This window comes from Oribacterium sinus (assembly GCF_963553175.1).
GTDB lineage: Bacteria > Bacillota > Clostridia > Lachnospirales > Lachnospiraceae > Oribacterium > Oribacterium sinus_B.
The window spans coordinates 37985-56087 of record NZ_CAUVME010000011.1 but is presented as its reverse complement, the minus strand read 5'-3'; the positions used below and the strand labels follow the sequence as shown (position 1 = coordinate 56087).

14 protein-coding genes are annotated in these 18103 nt (G+C 43.9%); 4 read left to right on the top strand and 10 right to left on the bottom strand.

What is annotated here, in order from left to right; translation table 11 throughout:
* Nucleotides 1-16 precede the first annotated feature (16 nt).
* The 7 genes from RYO92_RS04605 to RYO92_RS04575 form a co-directional block, all read right to left on the bottom strand.
* On the bottom strand, nt 17-1426 hold the full coding sequence (locus tag RYO92_RS04605; RefSeq protein WP_315369638.1) for a sensor histidine kinase: 1410 nt from the start codon (nt 1424-1426) through the stop codon (nt 17-19).
* A 52-nt stretch (nt 1427-1478) separates the two neighbouring features.
* Nucleotides 1479-2213, bottom strand: a complete 735-nt coding sequence (locus tag RYO92_RS04600) for a response regulator transcription factor (RefSeq protein WP_007156692.1) — start codon at nt 2211-2213, stop codon at nt 1479-1481.
* Between the two features lie 139 nt (nt 2214-2352).
* Nucleotides 2353-4722 carry an endonuclease MutS2 gene (locus tag RYO92_RS04595; protein WP_315369637.1) on the bottom strand — a complete coding sequence of 790 codons (2370 nt, stop codon included), beginning with the start codon at nt 4720-4722 and terminating at the stop codon, nt 2353-2355.
* A 99-nt stretch (nt 4723-4821) separates the two neighbouring features.
* Complete coding sequence (locus RYO92_RS04590; protein ID WP_315369636.1) at nt 4822-5775, bottom strand: ROK family glucokinase; 954 nt, start codon at nt 5773-5775, stop codon at nt 4822-4824.
* 75 nt (nt 5776-5850) lie between these two features.
* Entirely contained in the window at nt 5851-7317 is a 1467-nt protein-coding gene (locus RYO92_RS04585; protein WP_315369635.1) for a DUF5711 family protein, read from the bottom strand.
* 111 nt (nt 7318-7428) lie between these two features.
* The gene (locus RYO92_RS04580) at nt 7429-8352 is read right to left on the bottom strand and encodes a nucleotidyltransferase family protein (protein ID WP_315369634.1); all 924 of its coding nucleotides are present in this window, start codon (nt 8350-8352) and stop codon (nt 7429-7431) included.
* Nucleotides 8353-9164: 812 nt separating this feature from the next.
* Nucleotides 9165-10790 carry a C40 family peptidase gene (locus RYO92_RS04575; protein ID WP_314328690.1) on the bottom strand — a complete coding sequence of 542 codons (1626 nt, stop codon included), beginning with the start codon at nt 10788-10790 and terminating at the stop codon, nt 9165-9167.
* 505 nt (nt 10791-11295) lie between these two features.
* Here RYO92_RS04575 and trmB point away from each other — a divergent pair.
* From trmB to smpB, 4 genes are all read left to right on the top strand, one after another.
* The gene (trmB, locus tag RYO92_RS04570) at nt 11296-11949 is read left to right on the top strand and encodes a tRNA (guanosine(46)-N7)-methyltransferase TrmB (protein ID WP_315369633.1); all 654 of its coding nucleotides are present in this window, start codon (nt 11296-11298) and stop codon (nt 11947-11949) included.
* A gap of 112 nt (nt 11950-12061) precedes the next feature.
* Nucleotides 12062-12289, top strand: coding sequence for a preprotein translocase subunit SecG (secG, locus tag RYO92_RS04565; protein ID WP_007156701.1), 228 nt, complete (start codon nt 12062-12064; stop codon nt 12287-12289).
* A 180-nt stretch (nt 12290-12469) separates the two neighbouring features.
* On the top strand, nt 12470-14707 hold the full coding sequence (gene rnr / locus RYO92_RS04560) for a ribonuclease R (RefSeq protein ID WP_315369632.1): 2238 nt from the start codon (nt 12470-12472) through the stop codon (nt 14705-14707).
* Nucleotides 14700-15170, top strand: coding sequence for an SsrA-binding protein SmpB (gene smpB / locus RYO92_RS04555; protein WP_315369631.1), 471 nt, complete (start codon nt 14700-14702; stop codon nt 15168-15170). The genes rnr and smpB overlap by 8 nt, the downstream gene beginning before the upstream one ends.
* Nucleotides 15171-15186: 16 nt before the next feature.
* Here smpB and RYO92_RS04550 read toward each other — a convergent pair whose 3' ends face one another.
* From RYO92_RS04550 to RYO92_RS04540, 3 genes are all read right to left on the bottom strand, one after another.
* Entirely contained in the window at nt 15187-15957 is a 771-nt protein-coding gene (locus tag RYO92_RS04550) for a hypothetical protein (RefSeq protein ID WP_315369630.1), read from the bottom strand.
* The gene (locus RYO92_RS04545) at nt 15938-16894 is read right to left on the bottom strand and encodes an HTH domain-containing protein (RefSeq protein ID WP_315369629.1); all 957 of its coding nucleotides are present in this window, start codon (nt 16892-16894) and stop codon (nt 15938-15940) included. The genes RYO92_RS04550 and RYO92_RS04545 overlap by 20 nt, the downstream gene beginning before the upstream one ends.
* Nucleotides 16895-17218: 324 nt before the next feature.
* Nucleotides 17219-17845, bottom strand: coding sequence for a lactate utilization protein (locus RYO92_RS04540; protein WP_315369628.1), 627 nt, complete (start codon nt 17843-17845; stop codon nt 17219-17221).
* Nucleotides 17846-18103 lie beyond the last annotated feature (258 nt).

The window sequence follows — 18103 nt, the reverse complement described above, 5'->3', positions numbered from 1 at the left end:
CTAAAGCCCTGCTATCTTACTCTTCTACCCGTTCCATTGCGGGAAGTGAAAAGCTGAATTCCGTACCCACTCCTTCCGTGGAAACACAGTCAATGTTTTCCTCGTGGGCAGTGATAATACTTTTTACAATGGCCAGTCCCAAGCCGGTACCGGCTTTATCCTTTCCTCTGGAAATGTCCGTCTTATAAAAACGCTCCCAAATCTTCCCCAAATCCTTCTTGGGAATTCCGATGCCCTGATCCTTAATGCCCACCAGCACCTTCGTGCCTTTTTGCTCCGTCCGAATCTGAATCTCCGAATCCTCCTTGGAGAATTTTACCGCATTGTCCAAAAGATTGTAAAAGACCTGCTGAATCTTAGGATAATCCCCATTGACCATCTGTTTTTTCTCTGCAAACACCAGAGAAAATCCCAGCTTTTTCTTCTGACACTGCATTTCAAAGCTGGCACAAACTTCTCGAATCATCCGGTTTAAATCAAAATTGCTTCGGTTTAAAGAGCTTCCCTGATCCAGCTTGTTTAAGCTCAGCATGGACTGGGTCAGTTTACTCAGGCGCTCCGTCTCGGAAATCAGCCGAAGCAAATATTTTTCCTCCGCCTCCTTGGGGATAGTTCCATCCAACATAGCCTCCAAATAGCCCTTTATGGAGGTTAGCGGGGAGCGGAAGTCGTGGGAAACATTGGCAATAAACTGCCTTTGGTAGTCATCGGATTTTTGGATTTCCTCCGCCATGAAATTCAGAGTATCCGCAAGGTAGGACATTTCATCCCCTCCACCGACGGAAATCCGATACAAATATTCTCCTGCCGCATAATGTACCGCCCCTGCCGTAATTTTTCCCAGCGGTCGATAAACCCAAAAGTAAAAAACGAAAAAAATGGAAAGAGACAATACGGCCACAGCCAGAAAGCCTCTATAGAAAATGCTGAACAGCATTGCTTTTTCCTGCTCTATTCCCGCTACGGATTTATGTAAAATCAGGTAAGCAAGATTTTGGTAATTTCTCTGAATGGGAGCCTGGGCCAAGATATGTTCCTCAGGCAGTAAACCGTGAAGATTGCCTCGGAAAGCAATTTTTCCACCGTTTTCCGTAGGATCAAAATCACTCACAATCTTTCCGCTCAGATTGTCCTTCCCCTTATGCTGTAGAATTTTCCCGTCCTTATCCACCAAGGTCCATTCCACGTTACTTCTATGAATGTTACCTTCCATCTCCTTACTGAGTCTATCCAGAGAAAGGGCTCCGTTTTCCTCTTTGGAATAGAAGTTGGCAAGCCTGGTAGCCTCACTATAAAGCTCCTGTCCCTCTCTTTGGTATAGATTCTGCCCGATAGACTTTTCTCCGTAAAAATAAAGAAAAAGAAAGCCAAAGAGAAAAAACAGCAGGTAGGTGATGATAAATTTGATAAATAATCGTTTTCCCAAATTCCCTCCTGCCTTATTCTATCCATCTCAACCTGAGCTTAGCTTCCGGTCTTTATCCTAATCTGAACTTGTACCCTATGCCCCAGACTGTGGAAATCTCCCACTCTTCCACCTGGGGAAGCTTCTCCCGAAGCCTCTTGATATGCACATCCACTGTCCGGGAATCTCCGGCAAACTCATAGCCCCAAATATGATCCAAAAGCTGCTCTCTGGTAAAAACCTGATTGGGAGAGCTGGCTAAGAAATACAAAAGCTCCAGTTCTTTTGGGGGCATATCAATAGCCTTTCCTTTATAATGCACCGCATAATTGCTTAGGTTGATTACCAAGTCTTCGTAGGCGATATATTTGCCCTTTCGTAAAAGGTCTTCTCCCCCTTCCTTTTCCTTATCTTCCTCCAAAGGTGGCGAAAAGACATGCTGGCTTCTTCGCAAAACCGCCTTCACTCTAGCTACCAGCTCCTTGGTATCAAAGGGCTTTAGCATATAGTCGTCCGCTCCAAGCTCTAAGCCCAGCACCTTATCAAAGGTCTCTCCCTTTGCGGAAAGCATGATAATGGGCACATTGGAGCTTGTGCGTATCCTTCTGCAAACCTCATAGCCATCAATTCCCGGAAGCATCAGGTCTAAAATAATCAGTGCCACCGGCTCCTTTTCCAGACTTTTCAAGGCTTCTTCCCCGTCTTCACAGATACGGGTATCGTAGCACTCCTTTTCCAAATATAGGGAAACCAACTCTGCAATGGAGCTGTCATCATCCACAATCAAGATTTTTTGTTTTTCCGCCATGCTTCCTCCTTTCTAATGTTTTCCAACTTTCCTTACGTTAAAAATCGCCGAAGCTGCTTTTCCCTTCAAGCTATGCAGTAGATGAGCGTTTATCGGCTTATTTCTGTAGTCTATGCAGAACTTAAGCTGCATCGGCTTTTTACTTCTTAAAAAAGGCAATGCTGACACCGTCAGAGCCTTCCCCATACTCTCCTAAACGGAAGGATTCGATATGCTTATTCTTTTTCAAGCATTCCTGCACCATCTTTCGAAGGGCTCCGGTACCTCTTCCATGAACGATTCGTACCTGAGGCAGTCTGGCCAAAAAGGCATCATCCAAATATTTATTTAATTCCGGCAACGCATCCGCCGTCATTTTTCCGATTAAGTTAATTTCCGGAGAGATTCCCAGCACCTTTCCTCTTCCGATGGAGGCGACTTTTCCCTGATTCTTTTCCGGCTTTTCCTTTTCCTTTTCCTTATGCTGGATAAATTCCACATCCTTGGCGGAAACCTTGGTGCGAAGCATACCGGCAGTAACGGTGAACATTCCATTTTTATCCGGAAGAGTGGTAACCGTTGCCACCATATCGTGCATGCTTAAAACCCTTACCTTGTCTCCGATGGCCAATTTCTTTAAGGAAATGGTTTGGGAAGGTCCCTTTACCATGGTGGAGGACAGAGCCTCGTCATTTTCCCGTATCTTTTGGTGAAGCTTGGTTCTGGTTTTTTCTCCCTCTAAGGCACTGCTCTTTCCTGCCTCCTGCCGACGTAGTTCCTTTACCACCTGGTCAGCGGTTTCCTTAGCCTCCCGTAAAATCTGAGCAGCCTCTTCTCTGGCTCTTTGCAGGATTTTCTCTCTTCCTTTTTCGATGCCTTTGGTGGATTCTCTGGCACGCTGCTTTAAACTCTCCACCTCCGCCTTGTAGCGCTCAATTTCTTCCTTTTCCCTCTGGGCAAGTCGTTTGGTATTTTCCAAATCCGCAATTACATCTTCAAAATGCAGGTCTTCCTCTCCCAAACGGTTCTTCGCAGAAGCAATGATGTCCTTTCGAAGACCAAGCTTCTCCGCAATGGCAAAGGCATTGGACTTTCCGGGTACACCGATCAAGAGATGATAGCTAGGCCTGAGACTTTCCACATCAAAGGCGCAGGCGGCATTTTCCACTCCATCAGTAGACAGGGCGTAAAGCTTTACCTCCGCATAGTGGGTGGTAGCCAGGGTTCGTATTCCCTGTTGGAAAAGGTGGTCCAGAATAGCCAATGCCAAAGCCGCTCCCTCTGTAGGATCTGTTCCTGCCCCAAGCTCATCAAAAAGGCAAAGGCAGTCTTCCCTTGCCCCCTGTAAAATCCGTACCGTATTGGTCATGTGGGAGGAGAAGGTGGAGAGACTTTGCTCAATGCTTTGCTCATCCCCGATATCTGCATAAATCTCCCGATACACCGTAATGCTGGAGCCTTGGAAAGCCGGAATAAAGAGTCCCGCCTGCCCCATCAATTGGAACAATCCTAAAGTCTTTAAGCAAACCGTCTTACCACCGGTATTGGGTCCGGTAATCACCAAAAGACTGAAGTCATCTCCCAGGCGAATGCTGATGGGCACCACTTTGTCTTTGGGAATCAGAGGGTGGCGGGCATCCAAAAGCACCGTCTTTCGTTCCTGATTCAAGATGGGCTTTACCCCGTCCATCTTATTGGCAAGTTTTGCCTTGGCAAAAACAAAGTCCAAATGACTTAAAATCTTTACATTTTCCCCCAGTTCCTCGGTAAAGGGCGCTAAAGAAAGGGAGAGCTGTAAAAGAATCTTCTCCACTTCCTTTTTCTCTAAAGACAAAAGTTCCCGCATATCATTTTCCAGCTGAACAATGGAGAAGGGCTCCATAAAAAGAGTAGCCCCTGAGCTACTTTCATCATGAACAATTCCCCGGAAAGCATTTTTATATTCCGCCTTAACAGGGAACACATGCCTTCCGTTTCGAAGGGTTATCACCGGATCCTGCAGCATGGAACGGTTATGCTGTAAAATTCGATTTAATTCCTGGTTGATTTTTTCCTCTAAGCCCTTTTCCTTCCTGCGTAGCTGGGAAAGCTCCGGACTGGCATCATCCGCCAGCTCCTCTTCGGAAAGGATACAGCGCTGCAGCTCTCTTCGAATATCATCCAAGGGGGCTAAAGCCTGAAAATACTCCTGTAAAGCATCTTCCCTCTCTTCTCCCTGATCCTTTGCTTTTTTGGTCTTTTCTAAAATCAGGATAATATCATATAGCTCCGGAATGGAAAGGGCTGTGGATAAGGCTAAACGGGAAAAATAGGGGCGGACTTCTTTGATTCCCCGAAAGGAAATTCCTCCCCCTAAACGAATGCGGTCTTGTGCCGCCTCTGTTTCCGAAAGACTCTGCTCCACCTCTAAAAAGGAAGAAGAAGGCTCTAAGGCCTTCAACTTCTCCTTACCCAAAGAAGAGTCTGCCTCCTCCACTAATCGGTCTATGATTTTGTAAAACTCCAATGTCTTTAAGACCTTTTGGTTCATTCTATCCCTTTCTACTCTTGGACGAACTTGTCCGGATTTACTTCCGCTAGACGATATCCATTCAAAGCATTTCTATTTTATACCTATTTATAGAGAAAACTATTCCCTATCCAGCATCAGCTTTGCACAACCGTAAATTCCTGCATCATTTCCAAGCTTAGCCAGCATCAGCTCCGCCTTTTTGTTTAAAATCGGTGTGTGCTCCTCGTAATGCTTCTTAATAATCTGTAAGAGGAAGTCTCCTGCTCGAGAAACGCCCCCACCGATAACGAAAATCTCCGGGTCCGCAATCATGGAAACCTGTGCCAAAACAATTCCCAGATAACGCATACTGCATTCTAAACTTGTACTGGCCAGAATGTCTCCCTCCTTAGCCGCTTCACAAACAATCTTTGCGGTAAGGGCTTTTCCATAGATACGAAGAGAAGAAGGATCTCTGAACATCCGAAGAAAACGCTCTGCCTCCTTCACTATTCCGGTAGCGGAAGCCACCTGCTCCAGACAACCCATGCCGCCGCAGGCACAACGTTCTCCCTCCACATCCCGCACATGGATGTGTCCGATTTCCGCTCCTGCACCATGAGCGCCGGTAACAATTTTGCCATGCAGAATCAAACCGCCACCTACGCCGGTTCCCAAAGTTACCATCAGCATATCGGAGAAACCTCTTCCTCCTCCCTGCCAAAGCTCTCCAAGGGCCGCCACATTGGCATCATTTCCTACTGCACAGGGAATCTTTCCGCCCATCAGCTCTCTCATGATTTTTGCCGGATAAATGTCTTTCCAGCCTAGATTTACCGCAACAGGCACATGTCCGTCCGGCTCTACAGGTCCCGGTACACCGATCCCGATTCCTGCCACATCCTCATAGGCAATGGTCTTTTCCGCCAAATGCTTCTTTAACTCCTCAGCCACATCCGGAAGAATATACTTTCCCTGCTCCGCCTTTCTGGTGAGTACCTCCCACTTGTCCAACAGTACGCCGTTATAGGTAAAGATACCGCATTTTACGGAAGTTCCCCCTACATCAATGCCTACGCAATATTGATTCATCTTACCCCTCCTCTGTAGCTAGCTACACACCTTACTCTTCTGAATATTTCTAAAAGCACATAGCTGAAGCTTTTTCTATTTTACCCGAATAGCTTCTTCTCTGTTTCGATATGCCAAGAATAAATCCGTTCCCCCGAACTGAATTTTTGACAAAGAACGAATATATTGCAAACCTTCTTCGGTCTCCCCATTATAACGCAGTCTGCCTTGAAAATCATAAACTTTAAAATATTTCTCTTGATAGAGAATTACCTTATCCTGACTTAACTCCATGTTGTTGCCCATAAAGTCTATGGGTTTATCCAAAATTTTCTCTCCGGTCTTTCGGAAAATCAAAAGTCTATAGGGTTTTTCCTGCTTTTTCTTTTTACTTCCGGAAGAGACTTTCGTCTTTTGCTTTTCTTTACCGGAATTCTCTTTGCTTTCCGTAAGGGTACTTCCACTTGCTACAGGACTTTGTTTCTTTTTCTTCGGGTCTTTAGTATTGCCGCCCTTTGCGCCCTCTTTACCTCCGGATTTTCCCCCATCCTCCTGAGTCTCGCCTCTTTGATCCGTAAGAACTGCAAGATAGTTATTGTCATAGGAAATCATCCGAATCGTTTCCGGAATTTCCACCTTCTTCTTCAGCTCCGGACTGGTTCTTACTTTCGTGGAGAAGAAAGCCAAGCCCCCGTCATACGCCGCAAAGGATTCCTCATCGGTAAAAAAATGCACTCTTCCTACAATACCCCCGGAAAAATCATCGGTAAAGCCTCCAACCACTCGGTCAGCACCGGCATTTTTCCCTAAGGAAGAAAAATTATAATAAACCACTCTGGATTTCACAGCGGTCTGCTCCAAATGGGCAAATGCCACACAGAGCTCCGTCCCATCCGGAGATACGGATAAATCCATGGGATAACCGTCCCCCGACATCACCGACTTGATGCCGATGTCCAGATTTTTGCCCTCCTTGGAAAATACCGTGATATAGGTTCCCTGATCCTCCGACAAAAGCGCATAAACTACACCCTTTTCGGAAATCCGTAATTTTTCTATGGTACTGGGAGCTTCTCCCTGCCCGCTAAGTCCCTGGGAAGAAAATATATACAGCTTGGTGCCGCCCTGCTCTCCGACGACAGCATAATCTCCGGAAACGGAAACCAGAGCTCGTCCCATTTCAAAGGCCTGATCCCAAAGCACCTTTCCCTGGGAAGAAACATACTTCGCTCCGTCCTTACTGAGTTTGATTACCCCATCCCGGTAAGGAAAATAGCTGTATTCCTCCTCTGCTCCCTTGCCTTCTTCCAGACTATCCTTCCATAGAAGTTCTTTTTGTCCAAAACGCCTTCTTCCGTAAAAGAAAAAGCCTACCGCAAAAAGAAAGAAAAGAATCAACAAAAAAGGAAGCCAAAAGTTTTTCGCAGTTAAAGAAAACGGATTGTCTTCTGCCCTTCTTCCTTCTTCCTGCAGCTCTTCTTCAAGACCTTCTTCCGCCTTACTTCCTATGATGACCCTTTGCTTTAATTTCCTTTTTCTTGATTCTCTTTCCCGATCCGCCAAAGCCTACTCCCTATCTTAACTTAACGGTATCACTGCTCCGGATACATTCCTTTAGTAATATAACTTGGGGACGTATCCTTTTTGCGATACAACTGCTCCGAATATACTCCCTTAGCGATATAATTGTTCCGGATATAAGCCCTTTGCAATACATTCCCGTAAAGCTTCTTCCGCCAATGCACGGTCTTCCTGATAGGTCACACCGAACCAACGGTCATGATCCTCTAAAACCTTTACTCTGGCCTTTCCTTCCTTCATCAGGCAATCCACCTCTCTGGGCAACAGATACTCAGACTTCGCTTCCTTGCCGTATTTCTCCAACCAAGAAGGGAATTTTTCAATCAGTACATCCAGAAAATGCTCCGGAAGTCCAAACATGTTCATGGAAGCAATGGCATCCTCCTGCAGCTCCACAACTTTCTTCTGTTGATTTTCTCCTCGTAAAATGCCGTCTTCCTTGCGTTCAATATTGTAGGTTTCGGAAATGGACTGAAGATAGCCTTCTGCACTCACCTGACAAATTCCACGATTTACAGAACCGTACTTGGAAAGGGTATTTACCAAATGATAGCCTGCCATGCACATTTCCATCATACCGGAATCCGCTCTGTCTGCCTGTAAGAAATTATTGATTAGACGAAAGCCCTCTTTTCCGTAGAAATCATCCGCGTTAATCACTCCAAAGGGTCCCTGTACCTGCTTTCTGCACTGCATTAATGCATGGGCTGTTCCCCAGGGCTTTGTGCGCCCCTCCGGCACAGAAAATCCTTCAGGCAGTGCCGTGATTTCCTGAAAAACATAATCTACATCCGCAATCTTTTCGATTTTCTTCCCAATTATTTCCCGGAAGTCCGCCTCAATATCCTTTCGAATCACAAAAACCAGCTTTTCAAAGCCTGCTTCCAGGGCATCATGCACGGAATAATCCATGATAATCTCTCCATAGGGACCAATTTTTGCCAACTGCTTAATGCCCGCACCATAACGGGAGCCCAATCCCGCAGCCATGATTACCAACGTTGTTTTCTTTCCCATAAGTCTCTCCCTTCGGGTGGATATTGTATAAAAAAGGAATGTACTGACAATCCTTTTGCTATCTCTTTTCCTATCCTTTAAAGATAAGGGAAAAATGCCGTTTCGTCCAGTCTTTCTAACGGAATTCTGTAAACAATGAAGAAAGCATGCTCTGACGCAGTGTGGGTCTGAAATCGGGGCGCGCTCTCGCTATGTTCGCTCTTCGTAGTGATGGACTGTAAGCAATGTAGAAAATACGCTCTGATGCAGTATAGGTCTGAAACGGGGGCACGCTCTCGCTAACCTCGCCTCGTAGCGATGGACTATAAATAATCAAGAAAACTCGCTCCGATGCAGTACAGGTCTGTAATTTGGGCACGCTCCCGCTAACCTCGCCTTCGTAGCAGTACTAACCTCAAGCTTCGCTTTGCTCGCTTTCAGTAAGTACTGACGGGCTCAGATTGCCCTTATTACAGACCTGTACTGCATCTTTCGCTTCGTTTATTGATTTTTGTAGTCCTTCACTTGGTCAGCTCGCCGTTAGTATCAAGGGGCTCAGATTACCCTTTATTTCAGACCCACACTGCATCTATCGCTGCTTTTATTGAGTTTTATAGTCCTTCACTTGGTCAGCTCGCCGTTAGTATCAAGGGGCTCAGATTACCCCTTATTTCAGATCCACACTGCATCTATCGCTGCTTTAATTGAGTTTTATAGTCCTTCACTTGGTCGGCTCACCAGCCCAGATACCTCTTATTTCAGACCTATACTGCATCTTTTACTTTCTTTATTGGTTTTTTACAGTTCTTCACTTGCTCAGTCTTCTTCTGCTGTTAGCTGAAGATTCTCCATGCGGTTATAAAGTTATTGGCCCACCAGCCGGATAAGCTTCTGTGCACCACGCGGCCATTGGAGGATGATGCATCGATAACGGAGCCTCCTCCGGCATAAATTCCTACGTGTCCTCGTACCACCACAATATCTCCTGCCTGTAGTTCTCCCATACTTACTTTCTTAAATCGTCCCGGATTTCTCCAACCGGAGGAGGTCATATAGGAGGTTCCCACGCCCGCCTGATTCAAACACCAGTATACAAATCCGGAACAGTCAAAGGAATTTGGTCCTTTGGCTCCCCATACATAGGGGGAACCGATTTTGGATGAGGCAATGGAAATCAAAGATCCTGCAGATCCGGAAACAGTTGCACCGCCCACACCGGAAGAAATACTTCCGCCGGATCCGGTATCTCCTCTTCCTGCCGGAGCGGAATTTCCTCCGGCTGCACCGCCTCCATTACCACGGCTTGGTGTCTTCGCCTTTGCTTTTGGCTTCGGCTTAGACTTGGCTGTGCCGGACTGAAGAAGCTGCAGCGTTTTCGCTCCTGCTGTTCCGTCTGTTCCTAAACCATTCACGGACTGGAAGGCAATAACCGCATCTTTTGTCAGCTCTCCAAAATAGCCGGAGGCTTTATCCTGAGGAAGATAGCCGTATTTTACCAAAAGATTTTGCATATTCTTTACATCATCACTTTGTTCGCCAAGACGCATACCGAAGGGCTTGGCATTTTCAGAATCCATAAGACTTCTGGTATCCGGACCGAGGTAGCCATCCACCACCTGGTCATTTCTGGACTGAAAGGCACGAATGGCATTTTGCGTACTAAGTCCAAAATTTCCATCCGCCTCTCCGGAAAGATATCCCAACGCAATCAGACGATTCTGGTATTTTTTTACAATCTCACTCTGTTCTCCAAGGGCAATAATATTGGCCTTTACTTCATCAGAGTATAGAAGATTGTAAGTGGTCTGGCCCACCGTTCCGTCTATCGTCAGTTTATTGACTTCCTGCAATTTCTTTACTGCAGTTTCCGTATCCTGATCAAAGGTTCCGTTAATCTGGCCGCTTTCCGTAAGGTATCCCAGGTTATACAAACGGTACTGAATCTTGGTAATATCGTCTCCCTGGAAGCCAAGCTTTGCCGCATAATGGGGAGCGGATTCCGACATCAGAGCATCCCAGGTGTCTACACCGGTAATACCGTCCATTTTCCGTCCTGTCTGTCTTTGGAAATACTGCACTGCCTTGGAGGTGGCATCTCCGTAATAAGTGGTCGGTTCATCCTCCTCCATATAGCCAAGGTTCATCAATCTTTGTTGCAAATCCTTAACAACAGAATTAATTACACCTACGGTAAGATTGACCGGTGCTAAGTCCTCTGCCTGCCCGTCAATGGTAACTCCTTCAATAGAGGGAAGAACATTGGCATTTAAGCCAAGAGCCGCAATGGCCATCACTCCTTCCGACTCCGCTTCAGTTGTCAGGACAATATCCGAAGAAGAAGCAGCCTGCTCCTCAGCGCCAAGCTTCTTCTCACAAGCAGTAAGCCCCAATAGACCGGCTACTAAGACAAGAGAAAGTCCTCTATGGAATAATTTTGAATTCCGTATATGATCTTGCATATATTTTTGTACCTCTTATTTCTATAGATGAAAACGCTGTTCTATGATACCATAGGCACTGTTCCTATCCTATAAAGAAAATCTTAATTTTGATTAGGAGGAGAGCCGGTAAGGTATAAAAAAACAGTAAAAATCAGGGATAAAGAAGAAAAAGCTAAGGGAGACTTTAATAAGTTTTTGAATTCATAGAAACTTAACGTTGAGTAAACAAAGAGTTTTAGCAAATATATATATGGATTTGTTCCTTCAGTAAGCATCACCAAATGTGCTCCGCACATTTTTGTGTAGGACAAAGGTGGCGCAGGCGGGAATGCAAGCATTTCCGACTGCACCGCCTTGTCCTACGCAATGCGGAAAGAATGCTCGCATTCTTTCCAGGTGATGCTATAGATTTAATCAAGCTCGCTTTTTTCTTTAAAATTTGAAAATCTGTTTTCATGTTTGTTCTAACATTTCGATATTGCTTTCCCTCCTCTAATTCAACCCCATTTATAAAGGAGTACCTATGCGTTTACGTCATATCCCCGGTTCCGAAGATTTTGTAGCAAATTCTCACTATGTTTTATCAAATCCGGAACAGTACAAGGGAGCTTTTTCCGAAAAGCTCTTTGGAAATACCAATCCTTTGCACATCGAAATCGGTATGGGCAAGGGGCAGTTTATCTTTGAAATGGCCAAAAGAAATCCGGAGATTAATTATATCGGAATTGAGCGCTACGATAGCGTTTTACTGAAAGCGATTCAAAGGAGGGAAAAACAGGAGCCTGATCTTACTCTCACAAATCTTTTCTACATCAGTATAGATGCCAGACTTTTGGCAGATGTCTTTGATCCTGAGGAAATCGGAAAAATCTACCTGAATTTCTCCGATCCCTGGCCAAAAAAAAGGCAGGCAAATCGAAGACTTAGCAGTCCTGTCTTTTTAAAGATTTACAAAGAAATTCTGGCAAAAGACGCCTTCCTGGAAATGAAGACCGATAATCAAGACCTATTTAGCTATTCCTTGGACAGCTTGGCGGAATGTCACTGGCAGATTCTGGCAAATACAAGAGATTTACACCACGATCCTGTCCTGAATGAGGGAAATGTGATGACCGAATATGAGGAGAAATTCTCTTCCAAAGGAAATCCGATTTGTAAGTTTATAGCTAAGCCTTAGTGAGTTTTTTCCATAAAGTCTCAGCACTGTTTTTCCATAAAAAATACTTGCCTCGCCTATCCCTATCATGCTATACTCAGTCGGTATGTAAATTTGAAAGGAATGGTTTTCCATGAAGATTTTTTTGGTTATTGTATTTGTATTACTGGGCTTAGCATTGTCTGCCATTATTCTGATGCAGGAAGGAAAGAGTCAGGGCTTAGGCGCTCTCTCCGGTACAACAGACAGCTATTGGCAGAAGAATAGAGGTCGTTCCGTTGAAGGGAACTTAGAGAAGTTTACCAAGTTTGCGGCTTTTGCCTTTTTTGCTGTGGCATTGGTGCTGGACATTATTTGGTAAGATTATTTCCTCTGTATGGTAAGCCTGCATTTTATGCAGGCTTTTTCTCATATCCAAAGATAATCCATACAGAAAAATAGAACGGCTAAGAAAATGAGCGTTCAAAGAGTTCACCGGAAAACTCGTTGAGCCTTCAAGGATTTAAAAGATTTAAAGGAATTAAAGAACAAAAGGAGTAAAATGCGGGAAGAGCAAAGGGATAAGTTAAAGAAAATTATATTGGATCTGATTAAGGATCCGAGCTACCACCCCATGAAGGAAAAGGAACTTTGCTTCTTTCTTGGCGTACCAAAAGAAGAAAAGGCAGCCTTTCAGGAGCTTCTTATGGAGATGCAGGAGGAGGGCATTATCGGCATTTCCCTGCAGGGAAAATACAGCAGGGCAGAAAGCTTTTCCCAAAAGGGCACTTTTCATGCCAGCAGACGAGGCTTCGGCTTTGTTTCTCTAAGTGAAAAGGAAGAAGAGGTCTATATTCCCAAGGGAGAAAGCGGTAATGCCATGGACGGAGACCTGGTAAAAGTCATCCTTACAAAAAGGGCGGAAAACGGCAGTAAGGCCGAGGGAAAAATCAGCAAGGTTTTAGAACGTGCCAATAAGGAAGTGCTGGGACTTGTAAAGGAAAAGCGGGAAGGCCTCTATCTTTCCCCGGATAATCCCAAGCTTCCGGATTGTATTTTGATTTCTCCGGGAAGAGATAAGGGTGCTGTTCCCGGAGATAAGGTTGTGGTAGAAATCCTTTCCTATGGTCCTTCCAAGGAGAACAATGCACCTCGAGGTCGAATTCCCCGGAAAAGAATCAGTTCCCTTCTCTCCTACCCTGTTGGAGAAGTAAAGGAGATTTTAGGAAATAAAAATGATCCGGGAATGGATGTGCTTTCCGTGATTCGATCCTTCTCCCTACCGGAGGAATTCTCCGAGGATGTACTTTTGGAGGCCAATCAGCTTCCCAATGCCGTATCCCCTGAGAAGGCTGAGGAGCCGGGACGAAAGGATTTTCGAAAGCTTACCACCATCACTATTGACGGAGAGGATGCCAAGGACTTGGACGATGCCATTTCTTTGGAATATTTTCCGGAGAAGGAAGAATACCGCCTTTATGTGCACATTGCGGATGTAAGCGACTATGTGAAGGAAGGAAGTGCTCTGGATTTGGAAGCACTGGAGAGGGGCACCTCCGTTTACCTGACAGACCGGGTAATTCCTATGCTGCCGAAGGCTTTAAGCAACGGCATTTGCTCCCTCCATGAGGGTGTGGACAGACTTTGTCTCAGCTGTATCATGGACTTTGACCGGGAAGGTCGCCCCCTTTCCCACGAAATCACCCCCTCCGTCATTTGCTCCGATAAAAGGATGTCCTACCACAAGGTTACGGCGCTTTTAGAGGATAAGGAATGGGAGTATCCGGAGGAAAAGCTTTCTTATCAGCCCTTCCGGGAGCTTCTTACGAAAATGCGGGAACTGGCAAGGCTTCTTCGAAAATCCAGAATGGCCAGAGGAGCTTTGGATTTTGATTTTCCCGAATCCAAGGTATACTTTGATGAAAATGGAAATATTTCCAAAATCTGTGCAGAGGAAAGAGAAGAATCCCATAAGATTATTGAGGAATTCATGCTCATTGCCAATGAAACCGTGGCAGAGGAATATTACTGGCGGGATATCCCCTTTTTATATCGTATTCACGAAAAGCCGGATTGGGAAAAATGGCAGAATCTCTCCCACGTTCTCTCCTCCTTTTCCTACATTTTAAAGACAAAGGATCCGGACAGCCTTAGACCAAAGGCCTTGCAGGAGGTGCTTTCCAAATTGAAGGGAAAACCGGAGGAAGCCATGCTCAGCAGCATGATTCTTCGTTCCCTAAAGCAAGCCAAGTACAGCACGGAGCCGGAGGGACATTTTGGACTGGCCAGTAAGTATTACAGCCATTTTACTTCTCCCATCCGTCGTTATCCGGACCTGCAGATTCATCGTATCATCAAGGAAAATATCGCCTATCAGGAAAATGAGAAACGGAGCAAGCATTATGAGCGGATTCTGCCGGAAGTGGCAAGCCAAAGCTCTCTTCGAGAGAGACGAGCAGAGGAAGCGGAACGGGACTGTATGAAGCTGAAAAAATGTCAGTACATGAAGAACTTTTTGGGAGAAGTCTTCCCGGGAAGAATTTCCGGCTTAACCCAGTACGGCATTTATGTTACATTAGAGAATAGCATTGAAGGCATGATTCCTCTTCGCTTTATGACAGAGGATTACTACATTTTCAATGAGGAGGAAATCAGTCTTAGGGGCGAGGCAAGCGGAAAGACCTTCCATATGGGAGACCCCATGTGGATTTCCGTTTATGCGGTGGACACCCTCAGCAGAAGTATTGATTTTCTTCCCTACTATCCGGAAGATGCAGAAGGAGGCAATAGTCTTGACTAAGGAAAGCATTAAGCAAATCGCCAACAATAAAAAAGCCTTTCACGACTACTTTGTGGAGGAAAGCTTTGAATGTGGAATTCAGCTCTTCGGAACCGAGGTAAAGTCTCTTCGTCTGGGACAAGCCTCCATTAAAGAAGCCTTTTGTCAGATTCGAAACGGGGAATGCTTTGTGGTAGGCATGCATATCAACCCCTACGAGCGGGGCAACATTTTCAATAAGGATGCCTTAAGAGACAGAAAGCTTCTGCTGCACAGGCAGGAAATTCATAGACTTCTGGGGAAAATCAAGGAACAGGGCTATACTCTTATGCCCCTTTCCCTTTATTTTAAAGGAAGTCTTGTAAAGCTGAACATGGGACTCTGCCGTGGTAAAAAGCTTTATGATAAGCGGGAAGATATGAAGAAAAAGGCTCAGAGAAGGGAATTGGAAAAGGAATTCAAAAAGGCGAATATCAGAGTATAGAGAACAGATAGGGAATCTACAAATCTCCTCTATCATCTCTTAAGTAACAGTTCTTTAAACGCCTAATGATTTCTTCTTTACTCTGTCGCAGACCTAACTGTTTTGTATCCAGTTCTTCAGTTTCCATCTTTAATAAAAATTCAGAGATATCTTTTTTAATGATTCCCTTCGTGGGAATCATTATTTCTTCTCCTAAAAGTTCAGACATGCGACATACATCATTTCTGTGTTTACGGATATCTCTACTATCAATTTTTTCGCCAAATTTTCTTCTTTCTGTTAAATCCAGCCATGCCTTCATTTTAAATGGAATCAAGTAAGGAGTATTCAGAATACTAACTCCATCCAATATTACCGGCCCATTTCTAAGAAATTGGTAGTAATCTTCATCTAAGAGAATTGCTGATAGACTCGATAACTCCTCTTCTAGCGGAATCGGTGTTAGTACTGCGTCCTCCGGTAATACCATTTTATCCGTTCTTCTGGAAAATATTTCAATCATAGCCGGATAAGAATCGTTTTTAGGTTTAGAAAATCTATAAAATTGACTATTTCCACTACTTTTGTTTCTATGTTCGTATCCCGCTTCCAAAATATAATCCCAAAATTTCCGACCAAACTCCACAGTCAGGACTTCAAGAATCAAAACAAGATCAAGATCTTTTGTTGCTCTAAATTCCATATCAAAGTTTGACATCAGTAAGTCACAAGCGGTACCGCCAATAATAATATAGTTGGATTCATAGTCTTGAAACCATTCTCTGAAACTATGTAAGCCTCTTATCATATTTCTTCCTCCAAAATTCTTCCATCATTTCAGTAAGAGAAATCTGTATGCGTTCATCCGCATTATCCTTTAAACTTAAATACAAGGAAAGAGCATCTATCTTCCCCTTCATTCCAAACAGCTTCGGATCATAATGCCATACTTCCAGCTGAATTTCTTTGTCTATATCCGTCATGAATTCATAGCTATTACCATAAAATTGCATAGTAGCATAAGTCTCTATTTTGGAAGGACTTAGCATGGAATATTCTGATAATGCGAAAATTCCGGCCTTTAAGAATTCATCCTTCAAATCTTTTCTTTCAATATACAACTTTTTCTTTACCGGAGATATTAAAAATTTTTCTGCAACTGTAAATAATTCTTTTCCATGAAATTCCGAAGTAACAAACTTGCTAACACCTCTTTTATGGCTTTTAATAATTCCGGTATCTTCCAGCTGTTTTGTAGCTCTACTGATAGTCATCAATGAATAGGATAGATGATTGGACAGCTCGCTGAGACTAATCTCCTCTTTTCCACTATATAGGAAATATAAAAATAAAACCTGTGCCGCAGGACTGATTTTTCTAGGAGCTAACATTCTTTTGCTAAATTTTTCTTGCAATGCTACTCCCATGAAAGGAAGAAATATCTGCGTCCCTTCCATTACAAAGGGAATTCTTGCCTTTATTAGACTTTCCCTTTGTCTGGGTAGACATTCATCAAGCACTAAAACCACAGGAATATTCACTATTTCAGCAAGTTTTTGTACATGCTTTTTCACTGAAACTATATCTTCCATTTTTCCCTTTATATACATGAAGAGACAATCTGTTTCATCCAACTTTGCCTTTTTAAAAGAATAGCGATCTGTTAGAAAATATGGTATTTTTTTTCTATCTTCCCAATCATTATATTCTGTTTTTATATCAAGTATCCGCTCTATATACTCCATTTCATTCCTCCATAACTACTAAAACGTATTATAACTTTATTTATGTTATAATACAATATTAATGTTATGATATAGTGAATTGTAGCTATAATATCCTCCCATAAACTTTAAAGATAAAAAAATAGCCACTGTAGGAACTCTAACTTTTGTGGCAGTTCAGAACTCCTATAGTAGCTTTTTTATAATAAATTTTGCTTATAATGAATTATTCTACTTTACCTTTACGCTTTCGCTTCCATATTATGAGAGCGTAAAAGTAAAGTATTATAATGCAGCTAAATGAAAAACATTCTTAACAACACTTCAACAATATATCGCCGAAGTCTAAAATCCCAATTCCTCATTCACCAAAATCACATGAATTCGGTCATTATGGCGAGAAAAGCGGGTAATTAAAATCTGACAGCAGATGGTATCCGGAGATTTACAATCCGAGCACTTTCCCGTTACCTTACAGGGTGTTTTAATATCAAACCTTTGGGTATTGGTGGGAGCCGTCACGTTTCTGGCTCTCTTCATAGCGCTATCCAGATCAGGACAAATCTTCTGTATCCCCACAATAAACACCACCTTCTTCGGTCCCTGAGCAATACAGGATACTCGATTGGAATTCCCGTCAATATTTACCAGAACTCCATCATCCGTCATGGCATTTGCACTGGCTAAGAAAACATCCGCATCATAGGCCGCAAGCAGTGCCGCCCTTGGCTCCATTTGACTTCTATCAATAAAATTGTATTCCCCTTCCTTTAAGGCAGACACCAAGCCAATCTCCATAGCACTCATACAGCCGCCCATGGAAATGCTGCTACCCTTGGGAATCAGATCCAAAGCAAGCTTCAAAGCCTCTTCCTTGTCCTTGGCATAATAGCCTGTCATATTTCGAGACTTCAAGCCCTTAATAACCGTCTCTGCCAGTAACTCATTTCTCTTTTTTCCGTAAATATCCATAAGCACTCCTTCCAATAAGACTCAACAGAATATTTTTAGCACGAGTTCCCAAGCTTTTCAAGAGAGGTAGACAATCTGAGCTCGTCGGCACTTAGCAAGAAAGAGTGAAACGAAGTTCGAGCTTAGTACCGCTACGTAAGCGAAGTTAGCGAAAGCGTGATTCCCGAAGAAACCCACCTTAGTATTTCTGCTATAAGCCATACCGCAGTAGTTTTGGTATAGATTTAGTAAAGCAAAAAGCCGATGGGGGAGTTTGAA